The organism is Streptomyces sp. NPDC059851 (assembly GCF_042732005.1).
Classification (GTDB): domain Bacteria; phylum Actinomycetota; class Actinomycetes; order Streptomycetales; family Streptomycetaceae; genus Streptomyces.
This window is the reverse complement of the sequence record NZ_JBHWJJ010000047.1, coordinates 13,943-40,609: the sequence shown is the minus strand read 5'-3', so window position 1 is coordinate 40,609 and position 26,667 is coordinate 13,943. Positions and strand designations below refer to the sequence as shown.

The 26,667-nt window shown below is 75.2% G+C and carries 24 protein-coding genes; 16 read left to right on the top strand and 8 right to left on the bottom strand.

The features are described from left to right. The first annotated feature begins 195 nt into the window (after positions 1 to 195). Complete coding sequence (locus ACFV7Q_RS18555) at positions 196 to 765, top strand: adenylosuccinate lyase (protein WP_385429599.1); 570 nt, start codon at positions 196 to 198, stop codon at positions 763 to 765. A gap of 11 nt (positions 766 to 776) precedes the next feature. On the opposite strand, the gene ACFV7Q_RS18550 is transcribed toward ACFV7Q_RS18555, so the two are convergent. The 3 genes from ACFV7Q_RS18550 to ACFV7Q_RS18540 all read right to left on the bottom strand — a co-directional run bounded on the left by ACFV7Q_RS18550 (position 777) and on the right by ACFV7Q_RS18540 (position 3,826). Beyond that, positions 777 to 1,193 (bottom strand): RidA family protein, encoded by a 417-nt coding sequence (locus tag ACFV7Q_RS18550; RefSeq protein WP_385429598.1) that lies wholly within the window; start codon positions 1,191 to 1,193, stop codon positions 777 to 779. A 130-nt stretch (positions 1,194 to 1,323) separates the two neighbouring features. Next, positions 1,324 to 2,916 carry an alpha/beta hydrolase gene (locus tag ACFV7Q_RS18545; RefSeq protein ID WP_385429597.1) on the bottom strand — a complete coding sequence of 531 codons (1,593 nt, stop codon included), beginning with the start codon at positions 2,914 to 2,916 and terminating at the stop codon, positions 1,324 to 1,326. A gap of 298 nt (positions 2,917 to 3,214) precedes the next feature. Next, positions 3,215 to 3,826, bottom strand: coding sequence for a hypothetical protein (locus tag ACFV7Q_RS18540; RefSeq protein ID WP_385429595.1), 612 nt, complete (start codon positions 3,824 to 3,826; stop codon positions 3,215 to 3,217). 171 nt (positions 3,827 to 3,997) lie between these two features. On the opposite strand from ACFV7Q_RS18540, the gene ACFV7Q_RS18535 reads away from it, so the two are divergent. The 5 genes from ACFV7Q_RS18535 to ACFV7Q_RS18515 all read left to right on the top strand — a co-directional run bounded on the left by ACFV7Q_RS18535 (position 3,998) and on the right by ACFV7Q_RS18515 (position 9,876). Then, the gene (locus ACFV7Q_RS18535) at positions 3,998 to 4,795 is read left to right on the top strand and encodes a hypothetical protein (RefSeq protein WP_385429593.1); all 798 of its coding nucleotides are present in this window, start codon (positions 3,998 to 4,000) and stop codon (positions 4,793 to 4,795) included. An 82-nt stretch (positions 4,796 to 4,877) separates the two neighbouring features. Continuing rightward, positions 4,878 to 5,321 (top strand): SRPBCC family protein, encoded by a 444-nt coding sequence (locus ACFV7Q_RS18530; protein WP_179178179.1) that lies wholly within the window; start codon positions 4,878 to 4,880, stop codon positions 5,319 to 5,321. A gap of 203 nt (positions 5,322 to 5,524) precedes the next feature. Next, a complete protein-coding gene (locus ACFV7Q_RS18525) occupies positions 5,525 to 6,358 on the top strand; it encodes a M55 family metallopeptidase (RefSeq protein ID WP_385429591.1) in 834 nt (277 codons plus the stop codon). Next, the gene (locus ACFV7Q_RS18520) at positions 6,351 to 7,808 is read left to right on the top strand and encodes a M20/M25/M40 family metallo-hydrolase (RefSeq protein ID WP_385429589.1); all 1,458 of its coding nucleotides are present in this window, start codon (positions 6,351 to 6,353) and stop codon (positions 7,806 to 7,808) included. Before ACFV7Q_RS18525 ends, ACFV7Q_RS18520 begins: the two co-directional genes overlap by 8 nt. A gap of 10 nt (positions 7,809 to 7,818) precedes the next feature. Beyond that, complete coding sequence (locus tag ACFV7Q_RS18515) at positions 7,819 to 9,876, top strand: prolyl oligopeptidase family serine peptidase (protein ID WP_385429588.1); 2,058 nt, start codon at positions 7,819 to 7,821, stop codon at positions 9,874 to 9,876. Positions 9,877 to 9,904: 28 nt separating this feature from the next. Here the strand turns inward: ACFV7Q_RS18515 and ACFV7Q_RS18510 are convergent, their stop codons facing one another. Then, positions 9,905 to 10,618 carry a hypothetical protein gene (locus ACFV7Q_RS18510; RefSeq protein WP_385429620.1) on the bottom strand — a complete coding sequence of 238 codons (714 nt, stop codon included), beginning with the start codon at positions 10,616 to 10,618 and terminating at the stop codon, positions 9,905 to 9,907. 37 nt (positions 10,619 to 10,655) lie between these two features. Between ACFV7Q_RS18510 and ACFV7Q_RS18505 the strand changes: the two genes are divergently transcribed. The 6 genes from ACFV7Q_RS18505 to ACFV7Q_RS18480 all read left to right on the top strand — a co-directional run bounded on the left by ACFV7Q_RS18505 (position 10,656) and on the right by ACFV7Q_RS18480 (position 17,429). Then, a complete protein-coding gene (locus ACFV7Q_RS18505) occupies positions 10,656 to 11,207 on the top strand; it encodes a GNAT family N-acetyltransferase (protein WP_385429586.1) in 552 nt (183 codons plus the stop codon). Between the two features lie 58 nt (positions 11,208 to 11,265). Next, the gene (locus tag ACFV7Q_RS18500; RefSeq protein ID WP_385429584.1) at positions 11,266 to 12,165 is read left to right on the top strand and encodes an arginase family protein; all 900 of its coding nucleotides are present in this window, start codon (positions 11,266 to 11,268) and stop codon (positions 12,163 to 12,165) included. Between the two features lie 90 nt (positions 12,166 to 12,255). Next, positions 12,256 to 14,268, top strand: coding sequence for a DUF5107 domain-containing protein (locus ACFV7Q_RS18495; RefSeq protein WP_385429582.1), 2,013 nt, complete (start codon positions 12,256 to 12,258; stop codon positions 14,266 to 14,268). A gap of 115 nt (positions 14,269 to 14,383) precedes the next feature. Next, positions 14,384 to 14,956 carry a TIGR03086 family metal-binding protein gene (locus tag ACFV7Q_RS18490; RefSeq protein WP_385429581.1) on the top strand — a complete coding sequence of 191 codons (573 nt, stop codon included), beginning with the start codon at positions 14,384 to 14,386 and terminating at the stop codon, positions 14,954 to 14,956. A gap of 107 nt (positions 14,957 to 15,063) precedes the next feature. Continuing rightward, positions 15,064 to 16,281: an aminotransferase class I/II-fold pyridoxal phosphate-dependent enzyme gene (locus tag ACFV7Q_RS18485; protein WP_385429579.1), complete on the top strand. Its 1,218-nt coding sequence runs from the start codon at positions 15,064 to 15,066 to the stop codon at positions 16,279 to 16,281. A 41-nt stretch (positions 16,282 to 16,322) separates the two neighbouring features. Further along, positions 16,323 to 17,429 (top strand): MBL fold metallo-hydrolase, encoded by a 1,107-nt coding sequence (locus ACFV7Q_RS18480; protein ID WP_385429577.1) that lies wholly within the window; start codon positions 16,323 to 16,325, stop codon positions 17,427 to 17,429. A gap of 31 nt (positions 17,430 to 17,460) precedes the next feature. Here ACFV7Q_RS18480 and ACFV7Q_RS18475 read toward each other — a convergent pair whose 3' ends face one another. Continuing rightward, the gene (locus ACFV7Q_RS18475; protein ID WP_385429575.1) at positions 17,461 to 18,108 is read right to left on the bottom strand and encodes a DedA family protein; all 648 of its coding nucleotides are present in this window, start codon (positions 18,106 to 18,108) and stop codon (positions 17,461 to 17,463) included. Next, positions 18,105 to 18,881: an MBL fold metallo-hydrolase gene (locus ACFV7Q_RS18470; RefSeq protein WP_385429573.1), complete on the bottom strand. Its 777-nt coding sequence runs from the start codon at positions 18,879 to 18,881 to the stop codon at positions 18,105 to 18,107. Before ACFV7Q_RS18470 ends, ACFV7Q_RS18475 begins: the two co-directional genes overlap by 4 nt. A 139-nt stretch (positions 18,882 to 19,020) precedes the next feature. Between ACFV7Q_RS18470 and ACFV7Q_RS18465 the strand changes: the two genes are divergently transcribed. The 4 genes from ACFV7Q_RS18465 to ACFV7Q_RS18450 all read left to right on the top strand — a co-directional run bounded on the left by ACFV7Q_RS18465 (position 19,021) and on the right by ACFV7Q_RS18450 (position 23,808). After that, positions 19,021 to 19,425: a hypothetical protein gene (locus ACFV7Q_RS18465; protein WP_385429572.1), complete on the top strand. Its 405-nt coding sequence runs from the start codon at positions 19,021 to 19,023 to the stop codon at positions 19,423 to 19,425. A gap of 241 nt (positions 19,426 to 19,666) precedes the next feature. Next, the gene (locus tag ACFV7Q_RS18460) at positions 19,667 to 21,796 is read left to right on the top strand and encodes an alkaline phosphatase family protein (protein ID WP_385429618.1); all 2,130 of its coding nucleotides are present in this window, start codon (positions 19,667 to 19,669) and stop codon (positions 21,794 to 21,796) included. Positions 21,797 to 21,919: 123 nt separating this feature from the next. Beyond that, positions 21,920 to 23,311, top strand: coding sequence for an amino acid permease (locus ACFV7Q_RS18455; RefSeq protein ID WP_385429570.1), 1,392 nt, complete (start codon positions 21,920 to 21,922; stop codon positions 23,309 to 23,311). A gap of 56 nt (positions 23,312 to 23,367) precedes the next feature. Further along, complete coding sequence (locus ACFV7Q_RS18450; RefSeq protein WP_385429568.1) at positions 23,368 to 23,808, top strand: SRPBCC family protein; 441 nt, start codon at positions 23,368 to 23,370, stop codon at positions 23,806 to 23,808. Positions 23,809 to 23,907: 99 nt separating this feature from the next. Here ACFV7Q_RS18450 and ACFV7Q_RS18445 read toward each other — a convergent pair whose 3' ends face one another. Together ACFV7Q_RS18445 and ACFV7Q_RS18440 are read right to left on the bottom strand one after the other, a co-directional pair. Further along, entirely contained in the window at positions 23,908 to 25,527 is a 1,620-nt protein-coding gene (locus ACFV7Q_RS18445; protein WP_385429566.1) for an RNA polymerase sigma factor, read from the bottom strand. Positions 25,528 to 25,765: 238 nt separating this feature from the next. Then, positions 25,766 to 26,527: a class I SAM-dependent methyltransferase gene (locus tag ACFV7Q_RS18440; protein ID WP_385429564.1), complete on the bottom strand. Its 762-nt coding sequence runs from the start codon at positions 26,525 to 26,527 to the stop codon at positions 25,766 to 25,768. Positions 26,528 to 26,667 lie beyond the last annotated feature (140 nt).

The window sequence follows — 26,667 nt, the reverse complement described above, 5'->3', positions numbered from 1 at the left end:
GGTGTGACGTACGCCGCCCCCGCTGGCCCCGCGTCAGGCGTCCACGTCCCGGGCGGCGTCGGGGCACCGCCCGGCGCCCCCCGGGGTCCGGGGCGGTCGGTTCGTCCGTTCCCCTCCGCCGCCCCTGCCACGGGACCGCGGCCAATGCGGGAGAACGTCGAACCACCCGGCCCGGCAGCCCCTAGGGTGGGCCGCGTGAGCGACGAACGGGACGCGACGGACGTACTGGAACGCCTGCGGGCCGAAGCGGACGGATCCCCCCGCTTCCGGGAACTGCTCACAGCGGACCCGGACGAGCTCGCGGCCTCCCTGACCTCCGCCGGCCTGCCGCTCTGGGCCCGGGAGCTGGCCGCGTACCGGCTGGGGCTGGCCGGAGACCGCCGGGCCTTCGAACCGCTGGTCCTGCTCCTCAACCACCGCGACCCGCCGCGCTGCGCCGCCGCGGCCGAGGCCCTGGCGGCGCTCGGCGACCCGCGCACGGCCCGTGCGGCCGCCGCCCTGGCCACGAACGAGCTGCGCACCGCGTACGCCCTCCAGCCCGTCCGCCTCCTCGTGGCGCTCCGCGCGCCCGAGTCCGCCCCCGCCCTGATCCGGACCCTGTCCCGGCGGCTCTCGCCGCACGACCCGTACTGGCGGGTGGCCCTGGCCTGCGTGGAGGGCCTGGGGGCACTGTCCGACCCGGCCGCCCGCGAGGTCCTCACCCGGGCCCAGGCCCACCCCCGCCTGGCGGTGGCCGCCACCCGGGCCCTGCGCGCGCTGCCCTGACGGACGGGCCGTCAGGGCCGCCCGGGCCCCGGGAGCACGGCGAAGGCCTCGACCTCCATGAGCAGGTCCGGGTGGACCAGGGCCGCGACCTGGACCGCCGAGGAGGCGGGGAGGCGGTCCGGGGCGATCACCGCGTCGCGGGCCGACCGCAGGGCGTCGAGGTGGTCCACGTCCGTCACGAAGTAGGTGAGCTTCACGACGTCGTCGAAGCCCGCCCCGGCGGCGGCCAGGCACCGGCGCAGGTTCTCGAAGACCTGTCGGGCCTGCGCCCCGGGGTCTCCGGTTCCCACGATGCCGCCCTGCTCGTCGAACGCGCACTGGCCGGACACGGCGACGAAGGTCCCGGTCCCCACGACGACGTGGCTGTAACCGGTGCCGGGGGCGACGCCCCCCGGCGCCGCGATACGGGTGAGGTGGTTGTCGGTCATGGTCGATGATCATGCCGGTCGCCCCGGCCCCCTGGCCACCCCGGGCGGCCGCGCGGTGCTGGAGCGGGGCCGGGGCCGGTGCCGGGCTGGTGCCGCACCGCCCCCGCACCCGCCCCTGCCCGTCCTCCGCTCAGTTGCGGAAGCCCAGCAGGCCGTGCAGGGCGGCGCCGCCCGCCGAGGGGGTGGCCGCGCGGCCGGCCGACGCCGGCTTCGGGTCGGGCTGTGCCGGGCAGGTCGCGTCCGCCGCCCGGCCCGTCCGCAGGTACGCCGACACCTTCTCGTCCAGGCAGGTGTTCCCGCTCAGCGAGACCCCGTGGTTCCCGCCGCCCTCCTCCACCACCAGCGCCGAGCCCTTCAGCTTGTCCCGCATGGTCAGCGCGCCCCCGAACGGCGTCGCGGCGTCCTGCGTGGCCTGGAGCAGCAGCGTCGGCGGGAGGTCGGCGTTGGAGACGTCAGGTGCCCGGAGCGGATCCGCCTTCCAGAACGCGCACGGGGCGTTGTACCAGGCGTTGTTCCAGGTCATGAAGGGCGCCACGGCGTGCGTGCGCCACATGTCGCCCCGCCACGTGTTCCAGTCCTTCGGCCAGGCCGAGTCCCGGCACTGCACGGCCGTGTACACGCTGTACCCGTTGCCGGCCGTGGGAGCGACCGCCCCGAACCGCTCGTACGCCGCCACCAGTGGCTTGGCGTCCCCGTCCACCGCGTACGCCGAGAACGCCGCGGCCAGGTCGGGCCAGTAGCCGTTGTAGTAGCCGCCCGGCATGTAGGTGTCCTCCAGCTCCGCCGGACCGACCTTGCCGCCCGCCGGCTCCCCGCGCAGCGCGGCGCGCAGGGCGTACCAGCGCTGCTCGACCTGCGCCGGGTCGGTGCCGAGCCGGTAGGTGGCGTCGTGTTCGGCCACCCAGGCCAGGAACGCCTTGTGGCGGGCGTCGAAGGCGCGGTCCTGCGCGAGGTTGTCCGCGTACCAGACCCCGCTCGGGTCGACGACCGAGTCCAGGACCATGCGGTGGACGCGGCCCGGGTACAGCTTGGCGTACACCGCGCCCAGGTAGGTGCCGTACGAGTAGCCGAAGTAGCTGAGCTTCGGCGCGCCGAGGGCGGTGCGGATCGCCTCGATGTCGCGGGCGGTCGAGACGGTGTCGATGTACGGGAGCACGTCCCCGTGCTTGGCGTGGCAGGCCTCGGCGAAGGTCTGCGCCCGCTCCAGGTTGGCCTGCTCGGTCTGCCGCGAGTACGGCACGGAGTCGGGGCGTACGGGATTGAAGTGGCCGGTCGTGCAGTCGAGGGCGGGCTCGCTCTTGCCGACCCCGCGGGGGTCGAAGCCGACCACGTCGTACTGGGCGGCCACGTCCTTCGGCAGGGCGGAGGCGATGTAGGGGGCGAGGCCCCGGCCGCTGCCGCCGGGGCCACCGGGGTTGACCAGGAGCGGGCCCTGGCCGTTGGCGGCGGTGTGCGGGACGCGGGTCAGCGCCAGGGTGATCTGGCGCCCGGACGGGCGGGCGTGGTCGAGGGGGACCTTGAGGGAGGCGCACTGCAGCGTCGGGTAGCGGCTGGTGGCGCAGCCGGTCCAGCGCAGCGCGGTCGCCGGAGCGGACGCGATGGCGGTGGCGGTGGCGGCGGCCGCGGGGGCCGGTGCGGCCCCGAGCTGGCCGGCCACCGCGGCGACGGTGGCGGTGGCGATCGACAGCAGGACGGCGGCGCGCTTCTTCAAGGGACGGGTCATGGGGCCTCCCAGCCGAGGGTTCTGGGCGGAATCGTCCCGGAAACCCGGCCCGTGAAACCGGATTGGCCCCCGGATTGGCCCGATGGGATGAGGCGGGGTGACGGCCGGTCAGGCGCCGCCGACGCCCACCGCAGCGGGGAACCGCTCGCGCACCCCCGGCCGCAGACGGAGTACCGGGGTTCCGCGCGGGCCGGGCCCCGGGCGCGGCCCCGGTCACCCGGCGGCCCCGCGGAGCGGGGGAGGTCGCGCGCCGGATGAGGGTTTCGGGGCCCTCGGGGCGGCCCCGCCGGAGCCCCGATCAGGGAGACCCGTTGGTCAGGAGCAAGTAGCAGACCCGGTCACGGTGGACGAACGTGGCCGTGTCGGCGTCGCCGCCGTCGAAGTAGACCGGCCGCAACGGCTCCTCCCCGCTGAAGTAGCCGGTCGAGCGGAGGAAATCCGGTTCGACGGAGGCGAACAGCCATGGGCGACCGGGTCGGCCCAGCAGCTGTCGGGTGAACTCGCCGACCAGTCGTTCCGCTTCCGTCGCGGCGAAGTGCCGGCGGTAGGGGCTGAACGCCTCGCAGAGCATCCAGCGCAGCCGTGCCGTGAAACCCGTGGCGTCGAGGGGGGTGACGGTCGCGCGGAACCCGTCGCGCACCAGCGGGCGTCCCGCCGGGATCCCGTGGGCGCGGGAGTCGTCCGACAGGTTGTGCCAGTCGCGCCGACGGGCGGCGGCGACCATCATCTCCTCGAACGGTCCGCTGCGCAGGAAGGAACGGAGAACACGCTGCTGGTCCTCCGCCGTGACCGGCACGTCGACGGCGAACCCGAGCAGCAGGGTGTTGCTGTTCATCGCCCTGTCCACGGCCGACAGGAACCCGTCGACGGCCGGGTGCTCCAGATCGTCCGACCGGTCGGTGAAGCGCACCGTGCACCCCCCTCGCGCCTCTTCGTCGCTGGTCCGGGCGGTCAGGATACGGTCTGCCGTCCCACCTCCCCACGGCGCCGGGACGGGCCGAGCCCGCGGAACGTCCCCCGCCGCCGCCGTCCATCGCTTTCAATGGCCCGGCAGGGGGCTCGCGAGGGACGGGGAGTGGGGATGGGTGTGACGGAACCCGGGCCGGAGGAGACCGGCGGCCGGCAGCCGGGGCGCCGGCTGGGGGAGGTGGCGGCGCTCGTCTCGGCGGTGACCGCCGTCGCCGGACTGCTGCTGGCCGTGTTCGGCCTGCCGGGAGCGATGGTGGCCTCCGGGGCCAGACCCCCAGCCCCGGGGAGCCCCGCCACGCCCGGGCCGAGCGCCACCGCCCCCTCGGGCCCGGGGCAGCCCGCGACCCCGGCGCCTCCCGCACCCTCCGGGCCCGCCCCCGGGACGCCCACCCCCGGGTCGGGCACCACGCAGGCCCCCGCGACGCCCGGCGCGCCCGCACCGTTGCCCGCCGGCTGGCACCGGTTCACCGAGCCGGGGCTCACCCTCTCCGGCGCGGTGCCCGACGGCTGGCAGCCCGACGCGCAGGACGAGCTGCGCCGGAACTGGAAGTCCCCCGACGGCGCGCACGTCCTCGGCTTCAAACGCGACAGCTTCCACGGCACCACCGCCGAGGCCGCCGCCGACGGACAGCTCGCCTGGTACCGGAAGACCGCCGAGTCCGCGATGGAGGGCCTCCAGGTGCAGCGCACCCGCACCGCCCACGACGGCGAGGAGGCCGTCCTCCTCACCCTCGACTACCACTGGCCGGGCCGGAGCGCCCCCCGCAGACGGGTCGAGCTCTTCGTCGCCGGCGCCGACCAGCGGGTCTACCAGCTGCTCGTCGACAGCGAGGCCGGGGCCGGCCGGCCCGCCGAACAGGCCGAGCTGTTCGACACCGCACGCGGCCAACTGCGCACCGAGGTCCGCTGAGCCCGGGCCCGATTTTGGGCCGCCGGCCCCTAAGTGGTTGGCTTGCCGCCGACGAGGCAACACAACCGCTGGAGGAACAGGTATGGCGCAGGTCGAGGCCACCACGGAGCGCATCATCGCCGCGGACGCGGACACCGTGTTCGATGCGCTGGCGGACTACACCGGCACCCGGGGCAAGCTGCTGCCCGAGCACTTCAGCGAGTACGAGGTGCGCGAGGGCGGCGACGGCGAGGGCACCCTCGTCCACTGGAAGCTCCAGGCCACCAGCAAGCGCGTGCGCGACTGCCTGCTGGAGGTCACCGAGCCCACCGACGGCCAGCTCGTGGAGAAGGACCGCAACTCCTCCATGGTGACCACCTGGATCGTCACCCCGGCCGGCGAGGGCAAGTCCAAGGCCGTCGTCACCACCGTCTGGAACGGCGCCGGCGGCATCGGCGGGTTCTTCGAGCGCACCTTCGCCCCCAAGGGCCTCGGCCGGATCTACGACGCGGTCCTGGAGAACCTGGCCCGCGAAGTCGAGGCCTGAGCCCCGCCGTTGCCGGTGGGGCCGGAGAGCGGCCTCACCGGTTCGGGTGGATTCCCGGCGCGGCCGGGCCACCGGTTCCCGGGCGCGCCCGGCGGGCCGGGGCGGGCCCGGAAAGCTAGGGTGGAGACCCGCGTGGACGGCGCCGATCCGCGACGTCCGCGCCGCCCGCCGCGCTGTGCGCGCCACCGACCTCCGGGGGCCCGATGAAGATCCTCATCTCCGCCGACATGGAAGGGGCCACCGGCGTCACCTGGCCCGCCGACGTCCTGCCCGGCACACCCGAGTGGGAGCGCTGCCGCCCGATGTTCACCTCCGACGTGAACGCGGCCGTCCTCGGCTTCCTCGACGGCGGGGCCGACCGGGTGCTCATCAACGAGGCCCACTGGAGCATGCGGAACCTCCTGCTCGAACAGCTCGACGAGCGGGCCGAGATGATCACAGGGCGGCACAAGACCCTGTCGATGGTCGAGGGCGTCCAGCGCGGGGACGTCGACGGCGTCGCCTTCGTCGGCTACCACACCGGCGCCGGAACCGAGGGCGTCCTCGCCCACACCTACCTCGCCAACTCCATCACCGGCGTCTGGCTGAACGGCGTCCGCGCGAGCGAGGGCCTGCTCAACGCCCACGTCGTCGCCGAGTACGGGGTGCCCGTCGTCCTCGTCACCGGGGACGACCTCACCTGCCGCGACGCCGCCGTGTACGCGCCGGACGCCGTCACCGTCGCCGTCAAGGACCACGTCTCCCGCTACGCCGCCGTCTGCCGCACCCCCGCCCGCACCGCCGCCGACATCCGGGCCGCCGCCAAGCAGGCCGCCGCCCTCGCGGTGCGCCGGGACCCGGCACGGGGCGGCCCGTACACGGTGGAGTTGGAGTTCGACGCCGAACACCTGGCGATGTACGCCACCCTCGTCCCGGGCGTGGAACGCAGCGGCGAGCGCCGGGTCGCCTACACCAGTGATGCGATGTACGAGGGGATCCGCACGTTCAAGACGGTCACGACGGTCGTCTCCTCGGCCGTGGAGGAGCAGTATGGCTGACATGTCCCTAGCCACGCCGCAGCACCGTACCGGGGAGATCCCGGCCGGGGAGCCGCCCGTCGGGGAGGCCCCGGCCGCCGGCGTCCAGCCGAACGGCCGGAACCTGACCGGCCGCTCCCCGGACGGCGGCTCCCCGATCGACCGGGTGGCCCTCGACGAGGTCGTCGAGTTCACCTCCCGCCTCATCCGCATCGACACCACCAACCGGGGCGGCGGCGACTGCCACGAGCGCCCCGCCGCCGAGTACGCCGCCGGGCTCCTGGCCTCCGCCGGACTGGAGCCCGTACTCCTCGAACGCACCCCCGGCCGCACCAACGTGGTCGCCCGGATCGCCGGCACCGACCGGTCCGCCGACGCCCTCCTCGTCCACGGCCACCTCGACGTGGTTCCGGCCGAGGCTGCCGACTGGAGCGTGGACCCCTTTTCCGGCGAGGTCCGCGACGGGGTGGTCTGGGGCCGCGGCGCCGTCGACATGAAGAACATGGACGCGATGGTGCTGGCCGTCGTACGGGCCTGGGCGCGCGCCGGGGCGGCCCCCCGCCGGGACATCGTGATCGCGTTCACCGCCGACGAGGAGGACAGCGCCGTCGACGGCTCCGGCTTCCTCGCCGACCACCACCCCGGCCTCTTCGAGGGCTGCACGGAAGGGCTGGGCGAATCCGGCGCCTTCACCGTGCACACCGGCCCCCGGCAGACCCTGTACCCCATCGCAGCCGGCGAACGCGGCACCGCCTGGCTCAAGTTGACCGCCCGCGGCACCACCGGCCACGGCTCCAAGCCCAACCCGGCCAACGCCGTCAGCCGGCTCGCCGCCGCCGTCGCCCGGATCGGCGAACACCGGTGGCCGGTCCGCCTCACCGACACCGTCGCCGCCTGCATCTCCGAACTCGCCGCCCTGCAGGGCCTGTCGGTGGACCCGCGGGGGCGCCAGACCGACCTCGACGAGCTCCTGCCCAAGCTCGGCCCGGCCGCCGCCCTCGTCGAGGCGACCCTGCGCAACAGCGCCAACCCGACCGTGCTCAGCGCCGGCTACAAGGTCAACGTCATCCCGGGCACCGCGACGGCGTACGTGGACGGCCGGACGCTGCCCGGTGGCGAGGAGGAGTTCCTCGCCACCCTCGACGAGCTGACCGGACCCGACGTCACCTGGGAGTTCCACCACCGCGAGGTGGCCCTCGAAGCCCCCGTCGACGGGCGGACCTTCGCCGTGCTGCGCGAGTCCGTGGAGCGCTTCGACCCCGGGGCCCGGGTCGTGCCGTTCTGCATGGCCGGCGGCACCGACGCCAAGCAGTTCTCCCGCCTCGGGATCACCGGCTACGGCTTCTCCCCGCTCCAACTCCCGCCGGGTTTCGACTACTGGTCCCTCTTCCACGGCGTGGACGAGCGGGTCCCCGTCGACGCCCTGCACTTCGGCGTGCGCGTCCTCGACCACGCGCTGCGGACCCTGTGAGGGGGAGCCGGTGAAGGCCGCCCGACCCGACCCCGGGGCAGGCGCCGCGTCCGCGTCCGGCTCCGCCTCCCCGTCCCCGTCCCGGGCCGCGCAGGAGCCGTACGGCAGCTGGCCCTCACCGCTCAGCGCCGAGCTCGCCGCCTCCCTCGACGGCCGGCCCGAGTACGTCGGCACGATCGGCCCCGAGGTGTGGTGGACCGAGCCCCGGCCCGCCGAGGGCGGCCGCCGCACCCTGGTGCGCCGCCCCGCCGACGGTGGCCCCCGAACCCGGGACCTGCCCGCCCCCTGGAACGTCCGCAGCCGGTTCACCGAGTACGGCGGCCGCCCCTGGGCGGGCGCCGAGCGGCCCGAGGGCGGCCCCCTGGTGGTGTTCGTCCACTTCGCCGACCAGCGGATGTACGCGTACGAGCCCGACGCGCCCGGCGGTCCCGCCCCGCGCCCGCTCACCCCGCTCTCCCCGGTCGGTGGCGGGCTGCGCTGGGCGGACCCGGTGCTGCGGGGCGCCGAGGTGTGGTGCGTCCTGGAGGAGTTCACCGGGCCGGCGCCGACCGACGTCCGCCGCGTGCTGGCCGCCGTACCGCTGGACGGGTCGGCCGCCGGCGACCGCTCCCGCGTACGGGAGCTGACCGACGACCGGCACCGGTTCACCACCGGGCCCCGGCTGTCCCCCGACGGGCGGCACGCGGCCTGGCTGGTCTGGGACCACCCGCGGATGCCGTGGGACGGGACCGGGCTGCGGCTCGCCTCCGTCACCGCCGACGGCACCTTGACCGGCGCCCGCACCGTCCTCGGCGGGACCGACGAGGCCGTGGCCCAGGTCGAATGGGGCACCGACGGAAGCCTCCTCGCGGTCAGCGACCGCAGCGGCTGGTGGAACCCGTACCGGGTCGACCCGGACAGCGGCACCGCCGTCAACCTGTGCCTGCGCGAGGAGGAGTTCGGCGGCCCGCTGTGGAAGCCGGGGCTGAGCTGGCTGGCCCCGCTGCCCGACGGGCTCGTCGCCGTCCTGCACGGCCAGGGCTCATCCGTCCTCGGCGTCCTCGACCCGGAGAGCGGCGACCTGGTGGACGCCGCCGGACCCTGGACCGCCTGGCAGCCCACGCTCGCCGCCCACGGCCACCGCGTCTACGGGGTCGCGGCCAGCCCCCGCAGCGCCTACGAGGTGGTGGAGCTCGACACCGAGAGCGGCCACGCCCGCGTGATCGGCGCAGCCGGCGTCGACCCGGTCGACCCCGCCCACTACCCCGAACCGCAGACCCGCACCTTCCTCGGCCCCGACGACCGGGAGATCCACGCCCACGTCTACCCGCCGCACCACCCGGCGCGCCGGGCTCCCGCCGACGAACTGCCCCCGTACGTCATCTGGGCGCACGGCGGCCCCACCGACCACGTGCCGCCCGTGCTCGACCTGCACATCGCCTACTTCACCTCGCGGGGCATCGGCGTCGCCGAGGTCAACTACGGGGGCTCCACCGGCTACGGGCGCGCCTACCGGGAGCGGCTGCGCGAGCAGTGGGGCGTGGTCGACGTCGAGGACTGTGCGGCCGTGGCCCGGGCCCTGGCCGCCGAGGGCACCGCCGACCCGGACCGGCTCGCCATCCGCGGCGGCAGCGCGGGAGGCTGGACCGCCGCGGCCTCACTCGCCTCGACCTCCGTGTACGCGTGCGCCGCCATCCGCTACCCGGTCCTGGACCTGCTGGGCTTCGCCGAAGAGACCCACGACCTGGAGTCCCGCTACGTCGAGGCCCTGGCCGGGCCGCCGCAGACCCTCGCCGTACGCAGCCGCGAGCGGTCCCCCGTGGCCCTCGCCGACCGGATCACCGCACCGTTCCTGCTGCTCCAAGGCCTGGACGACGCGGTCTGCCCGCCCGCCCAGGCGGAGCGGCTGCTCGCCGCCCTGCGCGGGAGGGGCGTGCCGTACGCGTACCTGGCCTTCGAGGGCGAGGGGCACGGCTTCCGCCGGGCCGACACCATGGTCCGCGCCCTGGAGGCTGAACTCGCCCTGTACACACAGGTGTTCGGCATCGAACGGGCGGACGTGCCGCCGCTCCGCCTGGACACCAGCTGACGCACGCGGGCCGCGGTCCGGCGGCGCTTCATGCGGCGTGCAGCCAGACCCGGAGCGGGCCCAGTGCGGCGAAGCCGTGGCGGGCGGCCGTCCGGAGGTCCTCGCCGCTCTCGTACCCCACGACCGGCAGCCCCGGCCACCGCTCCGCGATCCCGGCGAGGGCACCCGCCCAGGCCTCGTCGTCCCCGACCCCTTCGGCGGCGAACACGTTGGACACCCCGACCACGCCGGCGGCGACGTTCGCCGCGGCCCCGGCCACGATCCGTCCGCCGGCGTCCCGCCCGGCGAGGAAGGCGATGTCCACGGTGAGCAGCCGCGGGTGGAACAGGCCCGAGCCGCTCCCCCCGTCCCAGGCGGCCTCCCACCGTTCGAGCTCCGCAGCCTCCCCGACCCGGGACCAGGCCAGGGCCGGCGGCGCCGTCCCCGCCGGCGCGGAGGCGCCCGCCGGGCGGTGGATCCACTGCGCCTCGAACAGCACCTCGAAGCCGGACGGGGCCAGGTCGAGCACGGCGAAGCTGTCCTTGACCGAACAGCCGGGCGAGTCCGTGTCCAGCGCGGCCGCGAGTGCGGCAGCCGGGACGTCCCGACTGAGGGTCACCGCGTCGGGGTAGTAGGGCGGGGTACGGCGCACGCTGGTCCAGGCGTCCGCGGTGAACTCGCCGCCGCCGCAGACCGCGGCGCACCAGGCCGCGTTGTTGCGCGCCGCCGCGTGCAGGAGTTCCTCGTGGTTCGCAAGGGTGATCACGGCGCGATGATCACACACGATCTAGCCTGGCACGATGCGAATGTCCACGTACGTCACCGAGGGGGAGCGGGTCGGGCTGCGCCCCTTCCGGTCCGCCGACGGCCCCGAGTTCACCGCCCGGGTGCGCGAGAGCCGCGAACTGCACCGACCCTGGCTGTTCCCGCCCGCCACGCTGGAGGAGTACGAGCCGTACGCGGCCCGGCTGGCGGAGGGCGACAGCCGCGCCGGATTCCTCGTGTGCGAGCTTTCCACCAGCGCCATCGCCGGATTCATCAACATCAACAACATCGTCCGCGGGGCCTTCCAGTGCGGGGCCCTCGGCTACGGCGCGTTCGCGCACGCCGCCGGGCGCGGGCTCCTCGGCGAGGCGCTCGGCCTCGTCCTCGGTCACGCCTTCGCCCCCGAGCAGCGGGCCGGCCTCGGCCTGCACCGCCTGGAGGCCAACATCCAGCCCGGGAACACCGCTTCCATCGCCCTCGTCCGCGGCCGGGGCTTCCGGCTGGAGGGCCTGTCGCCGGACTTCCTCTTCGTGGACGGGGCCTGGCGCGACCACGAACGCTGGGCGATCACCGCCGAAATGACGTGACCCGGCGGCCCGGCCTTAACGTCTTCGTTCCGCGCCCGCCATGGCGCAGGATGGGGGAATGCGAAGCCTGGTACTCCTCGACGCGCCCTCCAACCTAGGGCTGCGCCCGCCCGCACCCGGCACCGTGCCCGGTGTGTACAAGCTCGCCGGCGCCCTGCGCGATCAGGGCCTACTGAGCCGGCTCGGAGCCCGCGAGGGCGGGGTCGTCGTACCGCCCCGCTACGACCGCGGGGACTGGCAGGAGGGCGACGGGGTGTTCCACGCCGCGCCGCTGGCCGCGTACACCGTCGCCCTCGCCGACCGGATCGAGAAGCACCTGCGGGCCGGGGAGTTCCCCGTCGTGCTCGGCGGGGACTGCTCGATCCAGCTCGGCGCCTCCCTCGCCCTGCGCCGCCTCGGCCGCTACGGGCTGGCCGCGATCGACGGCTCCGCGGACTTCCGCCACCCGGGCAACGAGGCCGTGAACGGGCCCGTGGGTGCTGCCGGCGGGGAGGAGCTCGCCCTCGCGACCGGCCGGGGCCAGGCCGACCTCGCCGACCTGGAGGGCCTCAGCCCCTACCTGCGGGACGAGGACGTACGCCTCTTCGGGCTGCGCGACGGGGACGAGGACCTGCCCGAGCTCCGGGCCGCGGGCATCCGTACCGCCACCGTCGGGGAGATCCGCGCACACGGGGCCGGGGCCGCGGCCCGGGCCGCCCTGGAAGGGCTGCACCCGCCGGTCACCGACGGGTTCTGGGTGCACCTGGACGCCGACGTGCTCGACCCGGAAGTGATGCCCGCCGTCGACGCCCCCGACCCCGGCGGGCTCCTCCCCGGCGAACTGGCCACCCTGCTGCGGGTGCTGGTGGGCTCCCCGCGGTGCGTCGGCCTCAACGTCACCATCTACGACCCGGACCTCGACCCCGACGGGCGGGCCGGCGCCCTGCTCGCCGACCTCGTCGCCGGTGCCTTCGAGTGACCGCCCGGACCACGGCTTTGCGTAATCCTGACCGGTGGTGATCCGCAGAACCCCTGTGCGCCGGCCGCCGTGGCGTGTTCCATTTCCTCCATGGCCACCACCGTCCGCCGTGCCGTACTGACCCTGCCCGCCGCCCCGTTGGGGCCCGAGAACCCCCTACCGGCCCTCGGCGCACCCGCCGACGCCCACGTCCCGGACGAGCGCACCCGGGTCGGCCTGCCCCGCGACACGGCCCGGCAGATCGGCTACGGGCCGCTGCGCTCGCTGCTGCCCGTCAGGATCCTCGACGGGTACGGACGCCGGCGGCAGGAGCGGGAGTTCGAGGCGCTCGTCCTGGAGAACGCCCACCTGCGGGCCACCGTCCTGCCCGGCCTGGGCGGCCGCGTCCACTCCCTCGTCCACCTGCCGACCGGCCGCGAACTGCTCTACCGCAACCCGGTGTTCCAGCCGGCGAACTTCGCCCTGAACGGGGCCTGGTTCTCCGGCGGCATCGAATGGAACATCGGCGCCACCGGCCACACCACCCTGTCCTGCGCCCCGCTGCACGCCGCGGCCGTCCCCGCACCGGACGGCGGCGTGATGCTGCGGCTGTGGGAATGGGAGCGCCTGCGCGACCTGCCGTTCCAGGTGGACCTGTGGCTGCCGGAGGACTCGGAGTTCCTGTTCGTGGGAGTCCGCATCCGCAACCCGCACGAGCGGCCCGCGCCCGTCTACTGGTGGTCCAACACCGCCGTCCCCGAGGACCACGGCACCCGCATCCTCGCCCCCGCCGACGAGGCGTGGCTCCCCCACCGGCCCAAGGGCGGGGGAGGCGCTCCCACCGGCGGCGAACGCACCCTGCGCCGCATCCCGGTCCCCGAATGGCAGGGCGCGGACCGCACGTACCCCCAGCGCAGCGAGTACGCGGCGGACTTCTTCTACGAACTCCACCCGGGCGGCGCGCCCGGAACGCGCCCCTGGATCGCCGCCCTGGACGCCGCCGGCAGCGGCCTCGCCCAGACCTCCACGGACGCGCTGCGCGGGCGGAAGCTCTTCGTGTGGGGCGCCGGAGCGGGCGGCCGGCGCTGGCAGGACTGGCTGACCGAGCCGGGCAGCGGCGGCTACGCCGAGATCCAGGCCGGGCTCACCCGCACCCAGTTGGAACACGTACGCCTGGAGGCCGGGGCGGAGCTGAGCTGGCTGGAAGCGTACGGCCCGCTGACCGCGGACCCGGCGGCCGTGCACGGGCCCGACTGGGCGGCGGCCCGCGCCGAGGCGGGCCGGGCCCTGGACGAGGCCCTTCCCCGGGACCGGGTCCGGACGGCGTACGCGGCCTGGCGGGGCGCGGCCGACACCGAGCCGGGGGAGCGGCTGGCCCGCGGCTCGGGATGGGGAGCCCTGGAAGTGCTGTGCGGCGGCCACGAGCTCCCGGGCACCCCGTTCGCCGAATCCGACCTGGGGGAGGAGCAGCAGCCCTGGCTGGAGCTGTGGCGCAGCGGGGTCTTCCCCGGCCCGGACCGCGCGGCGCCCCCGGGCCCCAGCCTGGTCGCCCCGCACTGGCGGGACATGCTGGAGACGGCCCCCGCCGACCCGCTGGCCGAGTACCACCTGGGTGTGGCCCAGTGGCATGCGGGCGACGTGGCCCAGGCGGTCCGCAGCTGGGAGCGCGGCCTTTCCCGGGCCGCGCCGCGCTGGCCGCTGCTGCGCTGTCTGGCGGCCGCGGACACGCTGTCCGGAGACCCGGTGCGCGGGGCCCTGCGCTACGCGGAGGCCTTCGCCGACCTGGCGCAGGAGGACCGCGGCGGCACCGCGTGGGGGGCCGCGCAGTCCGCACTGGGCCGGGAGGCGATGACCGCCCTGCTGGAGACGGGCCGCCCGGCCGAGGCCCGGGCGGTGTGGGACCGGCTCCGCCCCGCCTTGAGCGAGCAGCCCCGCTTCCGCCTGCTCGCGGCGCTGCTGCTGGCCGCGGAGGGCCACATGGCCGCGGCCCGCCGCGTCTTCGAGGACGGCTTCGAACTCCCGGACCTCAGGGAGGGCGACGAGATCCTGGCGGAGGTCTGGTTCCGGATCACGGACCGACCCCTCCCGCAGGCGTACGACTTCCGCATGCGCCCGCCGGCCTGAGGCCGGCCGGCGGGGCGCCCCGCCCCGCCCGCCCCGCCCTGGGGTGGCGGGTCGGGACGCGGGCGAGGAGAGTGACGTGGAGGGGAGCACGCCACGGCAAGAGGCGGTGAGACCCATGCCGGAGACCCTGCTCGAACAGCACGCCGCCGCGCTCAGGCTCTTCGGCGAGCGCGTGCGGGCCGTCGCGGACGACCAGTGGGGCGCCCCCACCCCGTGCACGGAGTGGACCGTGCGCGACCTCGTCAACCACGTCACCGGCGAGCAACTGTGGGTCCCGCCGCTGGTCACCGACGGCAGCACCGTCGCGCAGGTCGGTGACCGGTTCGCCGGCGACGTGCTCGGCGACGACCCGGTCGCCGCCTGGGACCGGGCCGCCGGGGCCGCGCACGCCGCGTTCGCGGCGCCCGGGGCGCTGGAACGCACCGTCGCGCTGTCGTACGGGCCCGCGAAGGGCACGGCGTACTGTGCGGAGCTGACCGCGGACTGCGTCGTGCACACCTGGGACCTGGCGCGGGCCACCGGCACCGACGACCGGCTGCCCGACGGGCTCGTCGAGTTCTCCCTCAAGGAAGTCATGCCGTACGCGGACGGGCTCGCGGCCAGCGGGATGTACGCCCCGCCGCTGGACGTCCCGCCGGGCGCCGACGCCCAGACCAGACTGCTGGCGCTGGTCGGCCGCAAGGGCTGATACAACGGGCGGAGTCCGGCGAACACTCGTATAAAGGGCATGTTCGGTCGGCGGAGCGGTACGGACGCGTCAGGACGAGCCGGGGAAGGCAGGGCCAGGTGGAGGGGATGCGGCGCACGACGGAGGGCCGGGGGCCGGTCCGGTTCGGGCCGCTCGCGCCCCCGCCCGGGCTGCCCGTGACGCCCGAGCTCACCGCCGTGCTGGCCGCGGCTGCCGAGCGCTCCGCCCCCGAGCCCACGGGCGGCGGCGCACCCGTACGCGAAGCCGCCTGCCGGCACTGGGAGCGGCGCGGCCTCGCCGTCGACCCGGAGCACGTGGCCGCCGCGCCCGGCGCGCCCGCGCTACTGCTGGCGCTGGTCGGCGCGTACGGGGGCGACGTGATGCTGCCCCGGCCGTGCCCGGCGTGGTGGACCCCGCAGGTCCGGCTGCTGGGGCGGCGGGCGTACCACGTGCCGACCCCGGCCGAGTGCGGGGGCGTTCCCGACCCGTACGCCCTGTTGGAGACCGTACGCCGGGTGCGGGCCGAGGGCGGCGACCCGCGAGTGCTGCTGCTGTCCGTCGCCGACGACCCGACCGCGACCGTGCCGCCGCCGGAACTGCTGCTGGAGGCCTGCGAGGCCGCGGTCACCGCCGACCTCTTCGTGATCAGCGACGAGAGCTGGCGCGACACCGTGCACCGGCCGCACGACACGCTCGTCCTCAGCCCCGCCGAGATGCTGCCCGACCGGGTCGCCGTACTCCTCGACCTGTCCGGCGCCCTGCTGCCCGCCGGCTGGCCCGCTGCCGTCGCCCGCTTCCCCGTCACCCCGCAGGGCACGTGGCTGCGGGCCCGCACCCTGGACGTCCTCTCCGCCACCGGCGCCCTGGTCGCGGCGCCCGTCGCCGCCGCGGCGGTGCACGCCCTCCACGAGCCCGACGCCGTCGCCGAACGCGCCCGCGCTGCCGCCGCCCTGCACGGGACGGTGGCCGCCGCCGTCCACCGGCACCTCCTGGCCGCCGGAGCCCTGGCCCGACCGCCGCAGGCCGGCCGTCACGTGTACGCCGACCTGACGCCGCTGCGGCCCGGGCTGGCCCGCCAGGGCGTCCGCGACGCCATGGAGCTGGAGGACTGGCTCGGCGCCCGACTCGGCGCCCCCACCCCCGGCGGGCAGCGCTTCGCCGACGAGCTGGGCGAGCTACGGGTCCGCCTGTCCACCGGGCCGTTCCTCGGCACGGACCCGGACGAGCGGCTCGCCGCGCTCACCGCCCCCCAGCCCCTCGAACTCCCGCAGATACACGCCTCCTTGGACCTCCTCGACTCGGTCCTGGCCGGGCTGGCCACCTGACCGGGTCCCACGCCGACCGACCCGACGAGCGGAGCTCTTCGATGAGGGACCTGCCCCCCGCCGCCCCGGCCCCCACCACGTCGGCCCCCGCCCCACCGGCCCCCGCGCCAACAGCCCCGGCCCCACCGGCCCCCGCCCCGCCGGCGCCCGGCACGCCCGTACCGCCCGACTCCGGGGCGGGCAGCGGTCTGCGGCCGGTCGGGGAGCGGCGGAGCTGGCCGCGGTCCTTCGCCGACCGGCTCACCACCCCGCTGCCGGGGCTGCGCGCGTACGCCCGGCTCGCGCGCGAGGGCGTCTTCCGGCCCGGCCCCGAGGGCCTGCGCGGCATCCCCGACCTGCCCTACGCGCCGGGCCCGCTGCCCGACCTCGCCCCCGGCACCGCATGCGTCACCTGGGCCGGGCACGCCAGCTGGGTGGTGCGGACCGGCGGGCTGACCGTCCTCACCGACCCCGTCTGGTCCCGCCGGATCCTCGCCACCCCGCCGCGGATGAACCCCCCCGGCGTCCGCTGGGAGGACCTGCCGCCCGTCGACGCGGTGGTGATCAGCCACAACCACTACGACCACCTCGACGCCCCCACCCTCAAACGGCTGCCCCGGCACACCCCCCTCTTCGTCCCGGCCGGCCTCGGCCGCTGGTGCCGCCGCCGCGGCTTCACCCGCGTCACCGAGCTCGACTGGTGGGAGGCCGCCGAACTGGGCGGCGTGCGCTTCGACTTCGTCCCCGCCCACCACTGGTCGAAGCGGTCCCTCATCGACACCTGCCGCACCCTGTGGGGCGGCTGGATCCTCACCGACACCCGGTCCGCCGCCCCGCACAAGGTGTACTTCGCCGGTGACACCGGATACGGCCACTGGTTCACCGAGATCGGCCGCCGCCACCCCGGCATCGAGCTGGCCCTGCTCCCGATCGGCGCCTACGCGCCCCGCTGGTGGTTGTGCGACGTCCACGCCGACCCCGAGGAGGCCGTACGGGCGTGCCAGGACGTCGGGGCCCGTCGGATGGCCCCCATGCACTGGGGCATGTTCGTCCTGTCCGCCGAACCCGTCATGGAGCCGCTGCACCGCGTCCGTGCCGCCTGGGCCCGCGCCGGCCTCGACCGCCGGGACCTGTGGGACCTGCCCGTGGGGGCGTCCCGCACGTGGTGAACCCCCCACCGTACGGGCCGCCGTCGCCCACCTACTGCGTCGGCCGCAGCCGGCGCCACACCGCCGGCCCCGCACTGACCAGCAGGGCCAGCGCGACCGCCACCACCACACCCTTCCACGGCTCCGCGAACAGCGACCCGCCCACGATCCCGATCAGCCCGTACGTCGCCGCCCACGCCAGGCACGCCGGCAGGTCGCCCCGCGCGAACCGCCCCAGCGGAAGCTGCGCCAACAGGCAGGCCACCATCACCGGGATCCGGCCCGCCGGAACCAACCGGGACAGCACCAGCACCAGCACCCCGTGCTCGTCCAGCCGCCTCCGGGCCTGGTCCAGCCGCTCCGGCGTGGCCCGCTCGCGCAGCGCCTCCAGCCGCCGCGATCCGCCCGGGGACCGCACCCCGCGCTGCCCCAGCCAGTACAGGGCGACGTCCCCCGTGAACGCCGCCAGCGCGGCCACCCCGAACGCCATCAGCACCGCCACGGGCGGCGACTGCTGATGGACCGCCACCACCGCCGCCGAACTCACCAGCGCCCCCGTCGGCACCACCGGCACCAACGCACCCAGCGCCACCAGCACGAACAGCGCCGGATATCCGACCGCCTGCTGGGTGGTCTCCGGCGGCACCCGCCCGACCGACGCCGCTGCCGACGCCACCACCGCGAGCCCGGGCCGGATCACGGCAGCCGCACCCGCTCCCCGTGCCCCGGCACCCGGACCGCCACCTTCGGCGCCAGCCGCCCCGCATGCCGCAGGAAATCGTCGCCCGGCGCATGGAACTCGTGCGGCCGCACCGCGTCCAGCCCGATCGGCCAGTACGTCCCGTAGTGCACCGGCACCGCCGCGGCCGGCGCCAGCGCGGCCAGCGCCCGGGCCGCCCGGGCCGCGTCCAGATGCCCCGGCCCCAGGTACGGGCCCCAACCGCCCACCGGCAGCAGCGCCACGTCCACCGGCCCGACCTCCTCGGCCATCGACGCGAACAACCCGGTGTCCCCGGCGAAGTACGTCCGCCGCGCGCCCTGCACCACGTACCCGAGGGCGGGCGCCAGATGCGGCCCGAACGGCAGCCGCCGCCCGTCGTGCCGCGCACTGACCGCCCGTACCGTCACCCCGGAACCCACGCCCACCTCGTCCCCCGGGACCACCTCCGTCACCGTCAGGGACCGCACCGCGGACAGCCGGGCGAGCCCCGGCACCGCCCGCCGCGCCCCCCGCGGGACGACCAGCCGGGTCCCCGGCGCCAGCCGGGCCAGTGAGGGCAGGTGCAGGTGGTCGGCGTGCAGGTGCGACACCACCGCCACGTCCGCCCGGGCCGCCTCCGCCGGCGGCAGGGCCCCGCGCCGCCGGCGCAGGTGCGCCAGCCGTCGGGCGAACAACGGGTCCGTCAGCACCCGCACCCCGGAGTCCTCCACCGTGCACGCGGCATGCCCCCACCAGGTGATCTCCACCGGCATCCGGCACCCCCGTCCTGTCGCGGCCCCGCACCGCACCGGCCGCACCCACGAGCCTAGATGCTGCCCTCCGTGGGCGCCCGCAACCGAAACCGGCCGCACCCCTCCTCCCGGGCCGCGGATCGGAGTAGGGTCGGGCGGCATGGATGAGCTGCGCGTGGCCGCGATCGCCAGCCTGGCCCCGCTCGAGGATCTGGACACCGACCCCTTCGCCGTGGACACCCGGAGCCAGCGCGCCATGTGCGACCGCTGGGCCGCCGACCAGGGCTACGTCGTCACCAGGGAGCTGCTCGTCTACGGGCTGCGCCCCGACCACTGCGCGCTGTGGTGCGACGTGGACGCCGGGCAGGTCGACCTGTTCGTCGCCCCCAACCACCGCGTGCTCGCCCGGGCGTTGCGCTCCGTCGAGGAGTTCACCGCGGAGTGCCGGCGGCGCGGCGTACGACTGGAGACCGCCGGGCTCGACGAGCCGCACTACACCTCCGCGATGAAGGCCGAGGTGCACCGCCGGCTCTCCATGCCGACCGCAGGCTACGACGGCACCTGACCGCTGCGACGGCACCCCGGGCACCGACCGGAGGGGGCGCACCCGGCCGCGCCCCGACGCCCGCTGTGCGACGCTGGACGAGGCGGCGGGGACCGCGGGCGGCGCGCGCGGGCCCGGTGGTGCTTCCCGGCCGTGGCCGGGGGCGACACGAGGCGGGTGCGGCGTGCGGCGAGGACGGTTGCGGAGCACGGGCGGCGCCCTGCTGCGCGTGATCGTGGTCTGGGCGGTGTCCACCCTGACGATGCTGGTGCTGGCCGGCGTCCTGCCCGACTTCCGGCTCCAGTCCGGCGACGGTGACAGCGTCACCAAGGTCGGGCTGACGGCGGCCTGGGGCGCCGGGGCGTTCGGCCTGCTGAGCGCGCTGGTGTGGCCGGTGCTGGTACGGGCCCTGCTGCTGGTGCCGGCTCTGGTGCTCGGCCTGCTCGTCTTCTTCCTCAACGGCTCCCTGCTGCTGATGGCGCTCCGCCTGATCCCGTCCGGGCACGGACAGGCGGCCCCCGAGACCGCGGTCGTGGTGGCCGCGGTCATGTCCGCCGTGGCGTCGGCGACGTCGACCGCCCTCGCGGTCCGCGACGACGAGGCGTACCGGCGGCGCCTCTACCGGCTCGCCGACCGGCGGCGCCGGCGCCACCGCGGGCCGGGCGCCGCCGGCGCCCGGCAGCCGCCGGGCCTGCTCTTCCTCCAACTCGACGGCGTCGGCCACCGCGTGCTGCGCGAGGCCGCCGACCGGGGGGTGATGCCGACGGTCGCGGACTGGCTGGAGCGCAGCCACCGCATCACCCCCTGGCACACCGACTGGTCCAGCCAGACCGGCGCCAGCCAGCTCGGCATCCTGCACGGCTCCACCTTCGACGTGCCCGCCTTCCGCTGGTACGAGAAGGAGAGCGGTGAGGTGATGGTCTGCAACCGGCCCACCAGCGCCGCAGAACTCCAGCGCCGGGCCGTCGCCCGCACCGGGGACGGCGGGCTGCTCACCCTGGACGGGGCCAGCCGCGGCAACCTGTTCAGCGGCGGCGCCGACCAGCTCGCCCTGGTGCTGTCGGTCTCGGCCCGTCGGGGCCGGGCGAACCGCTCGCGGGCCGGCTACTTCGCGTACTTCTCCGACCCGGCCAACGCCGTCCGCACCGCGGTGTCCTTCGTCGCCGAGGTGTGCCGGGAGATCGTCCAGTCGGTACGGGCACGGCTGCACGGGGACGGCCCCCGGGTGTCCCGGGGCGGCCTGTACCCGCTGATCCGCGCCTTCGCGACGGTCGTCGAACGGGACGTGGTCGTCGCCGCGGTGATCGGTGACGTGTTGGCCGGCCGCTCCGCGATCTACGCCGACCTCGTCGCGTACGACGAGGTCGCCCACCACTCGGGCCCGCGCGGACGGGACACCGACCAGGTGCTGGCCCGGCTCGACCGCAGTCTCGCGCTCCTCGCCCGGGTCACCGAGCACGCGCCGCGCACCTACCGGATCGTGCTGCTGTCGGACCACGGGCAGAGCCCGGGGGAGACCTTCCTGAGCCGGTACGGGCTGACCTTGAAGGACCTGGTCCGGGCGGGTTGCGGGCTGCCCGTCTCCCGTCGGGCCGGCGGCACCCCCAGCGGGGCCGAGGCCCGGGCGGCCGTACTGGCGGCCCTCCACCGGCCCGTGGAGGAAGGCGAGGAGGAGCTCCCCCGGCCGGGGCGCCGGGAACCGGTGGTGCTGGCCTCCGGCAACCTCGGGGTGATCTCCTTCCCCGACATCCGGGGCCGGGCGTCGCGGGCGCGGATCGAGCGCGCGCACCCGGCCCTGCTGCCGACCCTGGCCAACCATCCCGGCATCGGGTTCCTGCTGGTGGACGGGGAGGTCCTGGGCCCGGGCGGGGTGACGGCCCGGCTGGCCGAGCCGGGGGAGGCGGAGGCCCTGCTGGACCGGTTCGGACCGGGGGCGGCCGAGGCGGTCCGGCGCAGCGACGGCTTCCCGCACGTCCCCGACGTCATGGTGAACTCGGCGTACGACCCGGAGACCGGGCAGGTGCACGCCTTCGAGGAGCAGATCGGCTCGCACGGCGGGCTGGGCGGGGAGCAGGGGGAGGCGTTCTTGATGTGGCCGGTGGAGCTGTCGGATCCGGAACCGCCGTTCCCGGTGGGCGCGGAGGCCGTGCACCGCGTCCTGCGGGGCTGGCTGCGGGAGCTGGACGGCCCGCAGGTGCCGCTGGGACCTGCCCGCCCGGCGGCGGCGGCGCGGACGGCGGCGGGGACGGCGGCGGCCGCGGAGGAGGCCGCGGTCGCGAGGGCAACGGTCGCGAGGGCAGTGGAGGAAGCGGCCGCCGAGGCCCCGGAGCCGGGTGGGACGGGCGTGGTCGCGGAGGCCGTACTGAAGGATCCACGGCCGCAGGCCCCGTAGAACGGAATCCTTCCGTCCGCAGGGGCCTCCGTTCCGGACGAAAGCCGTTGATTTTGCGGTGCCCGCACCGTACCGGAGCATGTGTCGACCTGTCCGGCATGTGAAACACCCGAGGCGCCACCCTTGAGCACCACCCCTGCCATAGCCCCGGCCCCCCAGGCCCCCGCCACCCCCGAGACCGCAGAGGAGGGCGCGGGCGGCCCGCACGCCCGCCGCTTCGGCCTCCCGATCGCGACCTGCCTGGTCATGGGCAACATCATCGGCGGCGGCATCTTCCTCCTGCCCGCCTCCGTGGCTCCGTTCGGCACGATCAGCCTGGTCGCGTTCGGCGTGCTCACGCTCGGCGCGATCGCCCTCGCCCTGGTCTTCGGCCGGCTCGCCGAGCGCCTCCCGCAGACCGGCGGCCCGTACGTGTACGCCCGCGCCGCCTTCGGCGACTTCGCAGGCTTCCTCGCGGCCTGGACGTACTGGATCACATCCTGGGTGTCGAACGCGGCCCTCGCCGTCGCCTCGGTCGGCTACCTCTCGGTCCTCTTCCCGGCCATCGGCGCGCACAAGTGGTCCATGTGCCTGGCCGCCCTGGCCATGCAGTGGCTCCCGGCGCTCGCCAACCTGGCCGGCACCCGCTGGGTGGGCACCGTCCAGCTGGTCGCCACCGTCCTGAAGTTCGCCCCGCTGCTGCTGGTGGCCGTGGGCGGCCTGTTCTTCTTCGACCCGGCCAACCTCGGCCCGTTCCAGGCCACCGACCAGAGTCCGGCCGGCGCCCTCTCCGCCTCCGCGGCGATCCTCCTCTTCAGCTACCTCGGCGTGGAGTCCGCCGCCGTCAGCGCCGGCGAGGTCCGCGACCCCGCTCGCAACGTCGGCCGGGCCACCATCCTCGGCACCGCCGGCGCGGCCGTCGTCTACCTGCTGGGCACCCTCTCCGTGTTCGGCCTGGTCGCCCACGACCGGCTGGTCGACTCCGAGGCCCCCTTCACCGACGCCGTCAACGCCATGTTCGGCGGGACCTGGGGCGGCACCCTCGTCGCCTGCGCCGCCGTGATCTCGATGGCGGGCGCCCTCAACGGCTGGACCCTGCTCAGCGCGCAGACCCCGTACGCCGCCGCCAAGGACGGCCTCTTCCCGAAGGCCTTCGAGAAGAAGCAGCGCGGCGTCCCGGTGATGGGCGTGCTCGTCACCACCGCCCTGGCCTCCGCCCTGACCGTCTACAACTACACGGCCGGCTCCGGCGGCGTCTTCGAGGTCCTCGTCCTGGTCACCACCTTCACCGCGACCGTCCCCTACCTGCTGGCCACCGCCGCGCAGATCCGCTTCCTGCTGGAGGGCAAGACCGAGCAGGTCCACCGCGGCCGCCTCGTCCGCGACGCCTCCCTCGCCACCGTGTCCTTCGGCTTCTCCATGTGGCTGGTCGCCGGCTCCGGCTACGCCGCCGTCTACCAGGGCACCCTGTTCCTCTTCGCCGGTGTCCTCGTCTACGCCGTGATCGCCGCCCGCAAAGCCCGCGCGGCCGCCTGACCTGCGGGGGTAGTTTGGTAGGGAGAGGACAAGCAGGGGGGCACTAAGGGGCCGCCATGTCCGCGATCAGAGAGACCATCGACATTTCCGCCACTCCCGAGGACGTCTACGCCTACGTGACGGACCCCAGGCACCTCCCGGAGTGGCAGGAGAGCGCCGTCTCCGCCCGCCCGCTGGACGGCGCGCCGCCCCACGTAGGGCAGCGGGTCGCCGTCACCCGAAGGCTGGGCAAGCGGGAGTTCCCGACGACGATGGAGGTCAAGCAGCTCGACCCGCCCCGCAGTTGGCACATGCAGGGCGTGGACGGGCCCGTACGCGGCAACGTGCACGGGGCCATCGAGCCGCTGGACGGCGGCAAGCGCTCCCGCCTGACCCTGGACGTCGAGATCGAGGGACACGGCATCGGCAGGGTCATCGCGCCGCTCGTGGCCAAGCCGCACGCGCGCAAGGAGATGGCCCGCAACGAGGAGCGGCTGCGGAACCTCCTGGAGCACTGAACCCGCGGGTACGCGAAGGCCCCCGTACCCCGCCCTCACGGGCGGGGTACGGGGGCCGGTGCTTTTCCGGCCGACCCGCGGATCAGTCGAGCCCGCGGATCAGTCGAGGTAGTCGCGCAGCACCTGGGAGCGCGACGGGTGGCGCAGCTTCGACATGGTCTTCGACTCGATCTGGCGGATGCGCTCACGGGTCACCCCGTACACGCGGCCGATCTCGTCGAGGGTCTTCGGCTGGCCGTCGTTCAGGCCGTAGCGCATGGAGACCACGCCCGCCTCACGCTCGGAGAGCGTGCCCAGGATCGACTGCAGCTGCTCCTGGAGGAAGGTGAAGGAGACCGCGTCGGCCGGGACGACCGCCTCGGAGTCCTCGATGAGGTCACCGAACTCGCTGTCGCCCTCCTCACCCAGCGGGGTGTGCAGGGAGATCGGCTCGCGGCCGTACTTCTGGACCTCGATGACCTTCTCCGGGGTCATGTCGAGCTCCTTGCCCAGCTCCTCCGGCGTGGGCTCGCGGCCGAGGTCCTGGAGCATCTGCCGCTGCACACGGGCGAGCTTGTTGATGATCTCGACCATGTGGACGGGGATGCGGATCGTGCGCGACTGGTCGGCCATGGCACGCGTGATCGCCTGCCGGATCCACCAGGTCGCGTACGTGGAGAACTTGAAGCCCTTGGTGTAGTCGAACTTCTCCACGGCGCGGATCAGACCGACGTTGCCCTCCTGGATCAGGTCCAGGAAGAGCATGCCGCGGCCGGTGTAGCGCTTGGCCAGGGAGACCACGAGGCGGAGGTTGGCCTCCAGCAGGTGGTTCTTGGCCCGGCGGCCGTCCTCGACCAGGATCTCCAGCTCGCGCCGGTACGCCGGCTTGAGGTCCTCCTCCTCTTCGAGCTTGTACTCGGAGAACAGTCCGGCCTCGATCCGCTTGGCGAGCTCGACCTCCTGCTCGGCGTTGAGCAGCGGCACCTTGCCGATGAGCTTGAGGTAGTCCTTGACCGGGTCGGCGGTGGCACCGGCCACCATGACCGTCTGGGCGGGGGCGTCGTCCTCGTCCTCGTCGGACAGCACGAAGCCCTGGCCGCCGCTGCCGGGGGTCTCCTCCTCGACCTCGTCGACGAGGTCCTCGGTCTGCCAGTCCTCGCCCTCCAGGGACGGGTTCTCGGCGTCGTCCACGTCCTTGGCGGTGGTCTTCTTGGCCGCCGTCGTCTTCTTCGCGGCGGTCTTCTTGGCCGCGGCGGCCTTCTTGACCGTCCGCTTCTTCGGCTCGGCGGCATCGGCCGCCACGGCCTGCGGCGCGGCGGCCGGGGTGGCGGATATCGCCGCGGCGGGGGCGGCGGCCGCCGGGGCCGCGGCCTGGGCCGCAGCGGCGGCCGCAGCAGCAGCGGTCGCGGCCTTGCTGCGCGCGCCGATCGGGCGCGGCGCGGCGACCTTCTTGGTCACGGTGCGGGCCGGGGCGGCAGCAGCCTTGCGGGGCTTCTTGGCGGCAGCCTTGGTGGCGGGGGCCGCGCTGACGTGGAGGGCCACGCCCTCCTCGTCCAGGACCTGGTTCAGGCTGCGCAGGACCCGCTTCCACTGGTCCACCGGGATGCGGCCGGCCTCGAAGGCCTGGCGCACGTCGTCGCCGTTGATGTGACCCTGCTCGCGGCCGCGCTCGACGAGCGCGACCAGGGCCTCGGAATCGGCGATCTCCGGAGGGAACGTACGGGACGGGCTGAGCGACACAAGAAGCCTCTCGTTGCGAACAGATAAGGAGTGGGCGGGACATCATCGCGCGGACTCGGGAAACAGACCCGAGGGGGGTCTGTATTCCGGGCCGCGCGAGGACAACCTGTCGGTTCATCGCATGCCCGAGTCGATTCGTTACGCGCTGAATTGAGTGACCTGCGCCACGCTGTGGACAGGCAACCGATCGGCCGGAAATCCGTCCGGGCGTCCGCGCCCCTCCGGCAGCGCCACCCGCTCAGCCCGGTTTGCGTGCTTCGATGAGGAAACGGGCGGTATGCGCCACGAACGGGCCCTCGCGCTCGATCTCCTCGTGAAGTTCCCGCAGGCGGTCGCGGTACTGGGCGACGGTGAAGCCCGGCACCATCCAGATCACCTTCCGCAGGAAGTAGATCACCGCCCCGATGTCGTGGAACTCCGTCCGCAGCCGCTCGGAACGCAGGTCGACGACCTCCAGCCCCGCCTTCCCGGCGTCGGCGACCGCGTCGTCCGGGTGCCGAGCGCGCCGGACCCCCTCCGGCTGCGGCCCGAGGAAGTACTCGACCAGCTCGAAGACGCTCGACGGCCCGACCTGCTGGGAGAAGTACGTGCCGCCCGGGCGCAGCACCCGTGCGATCTCCTCCCACCAGATGGTCACCGGATGCCGGCTGCACACCAGCTCGAACGCCTCGTCCCCGAACGGCAGCGGCGGCTCGTCGGCGTCCGCGACCACCACCGCGCCCAGCGGGTGCAGGAGCCGGGTGGCCCTGTCGATGTTCGGCGGCCACGACTCGGTCGCCGCCATCAGCGGCGGCAGCGGCCCCGCCCCGGCGAGCACCTCGCCCCCGCCGGTCTGGACGTCCAGCGCGGAGCGGACCCGGGCGAGCCGCTCGCCCAGCATCCGTTGGTAGCCCCAGGAGGGGCGCTGTTCGGTGGCGCGGCCGTCGAGCCAGGAGAAGTCCCACCCCTCCACCGAGACGGACTCGGCCTCCGCCACCAGGGAATCGAACGTGCGCGTCATGTCCCACATCGTTCCAGGGGTGGCGCCGGTGATCCACCGATTTGCCCTTCTGTCCGGCCCGGCACGGGCCCGCGGACGGGCCCCCGGACCGGCCCGTGGGCCGCCGCGCGCCGTCGACTACAGTGGGCGCGGGCCGTGAC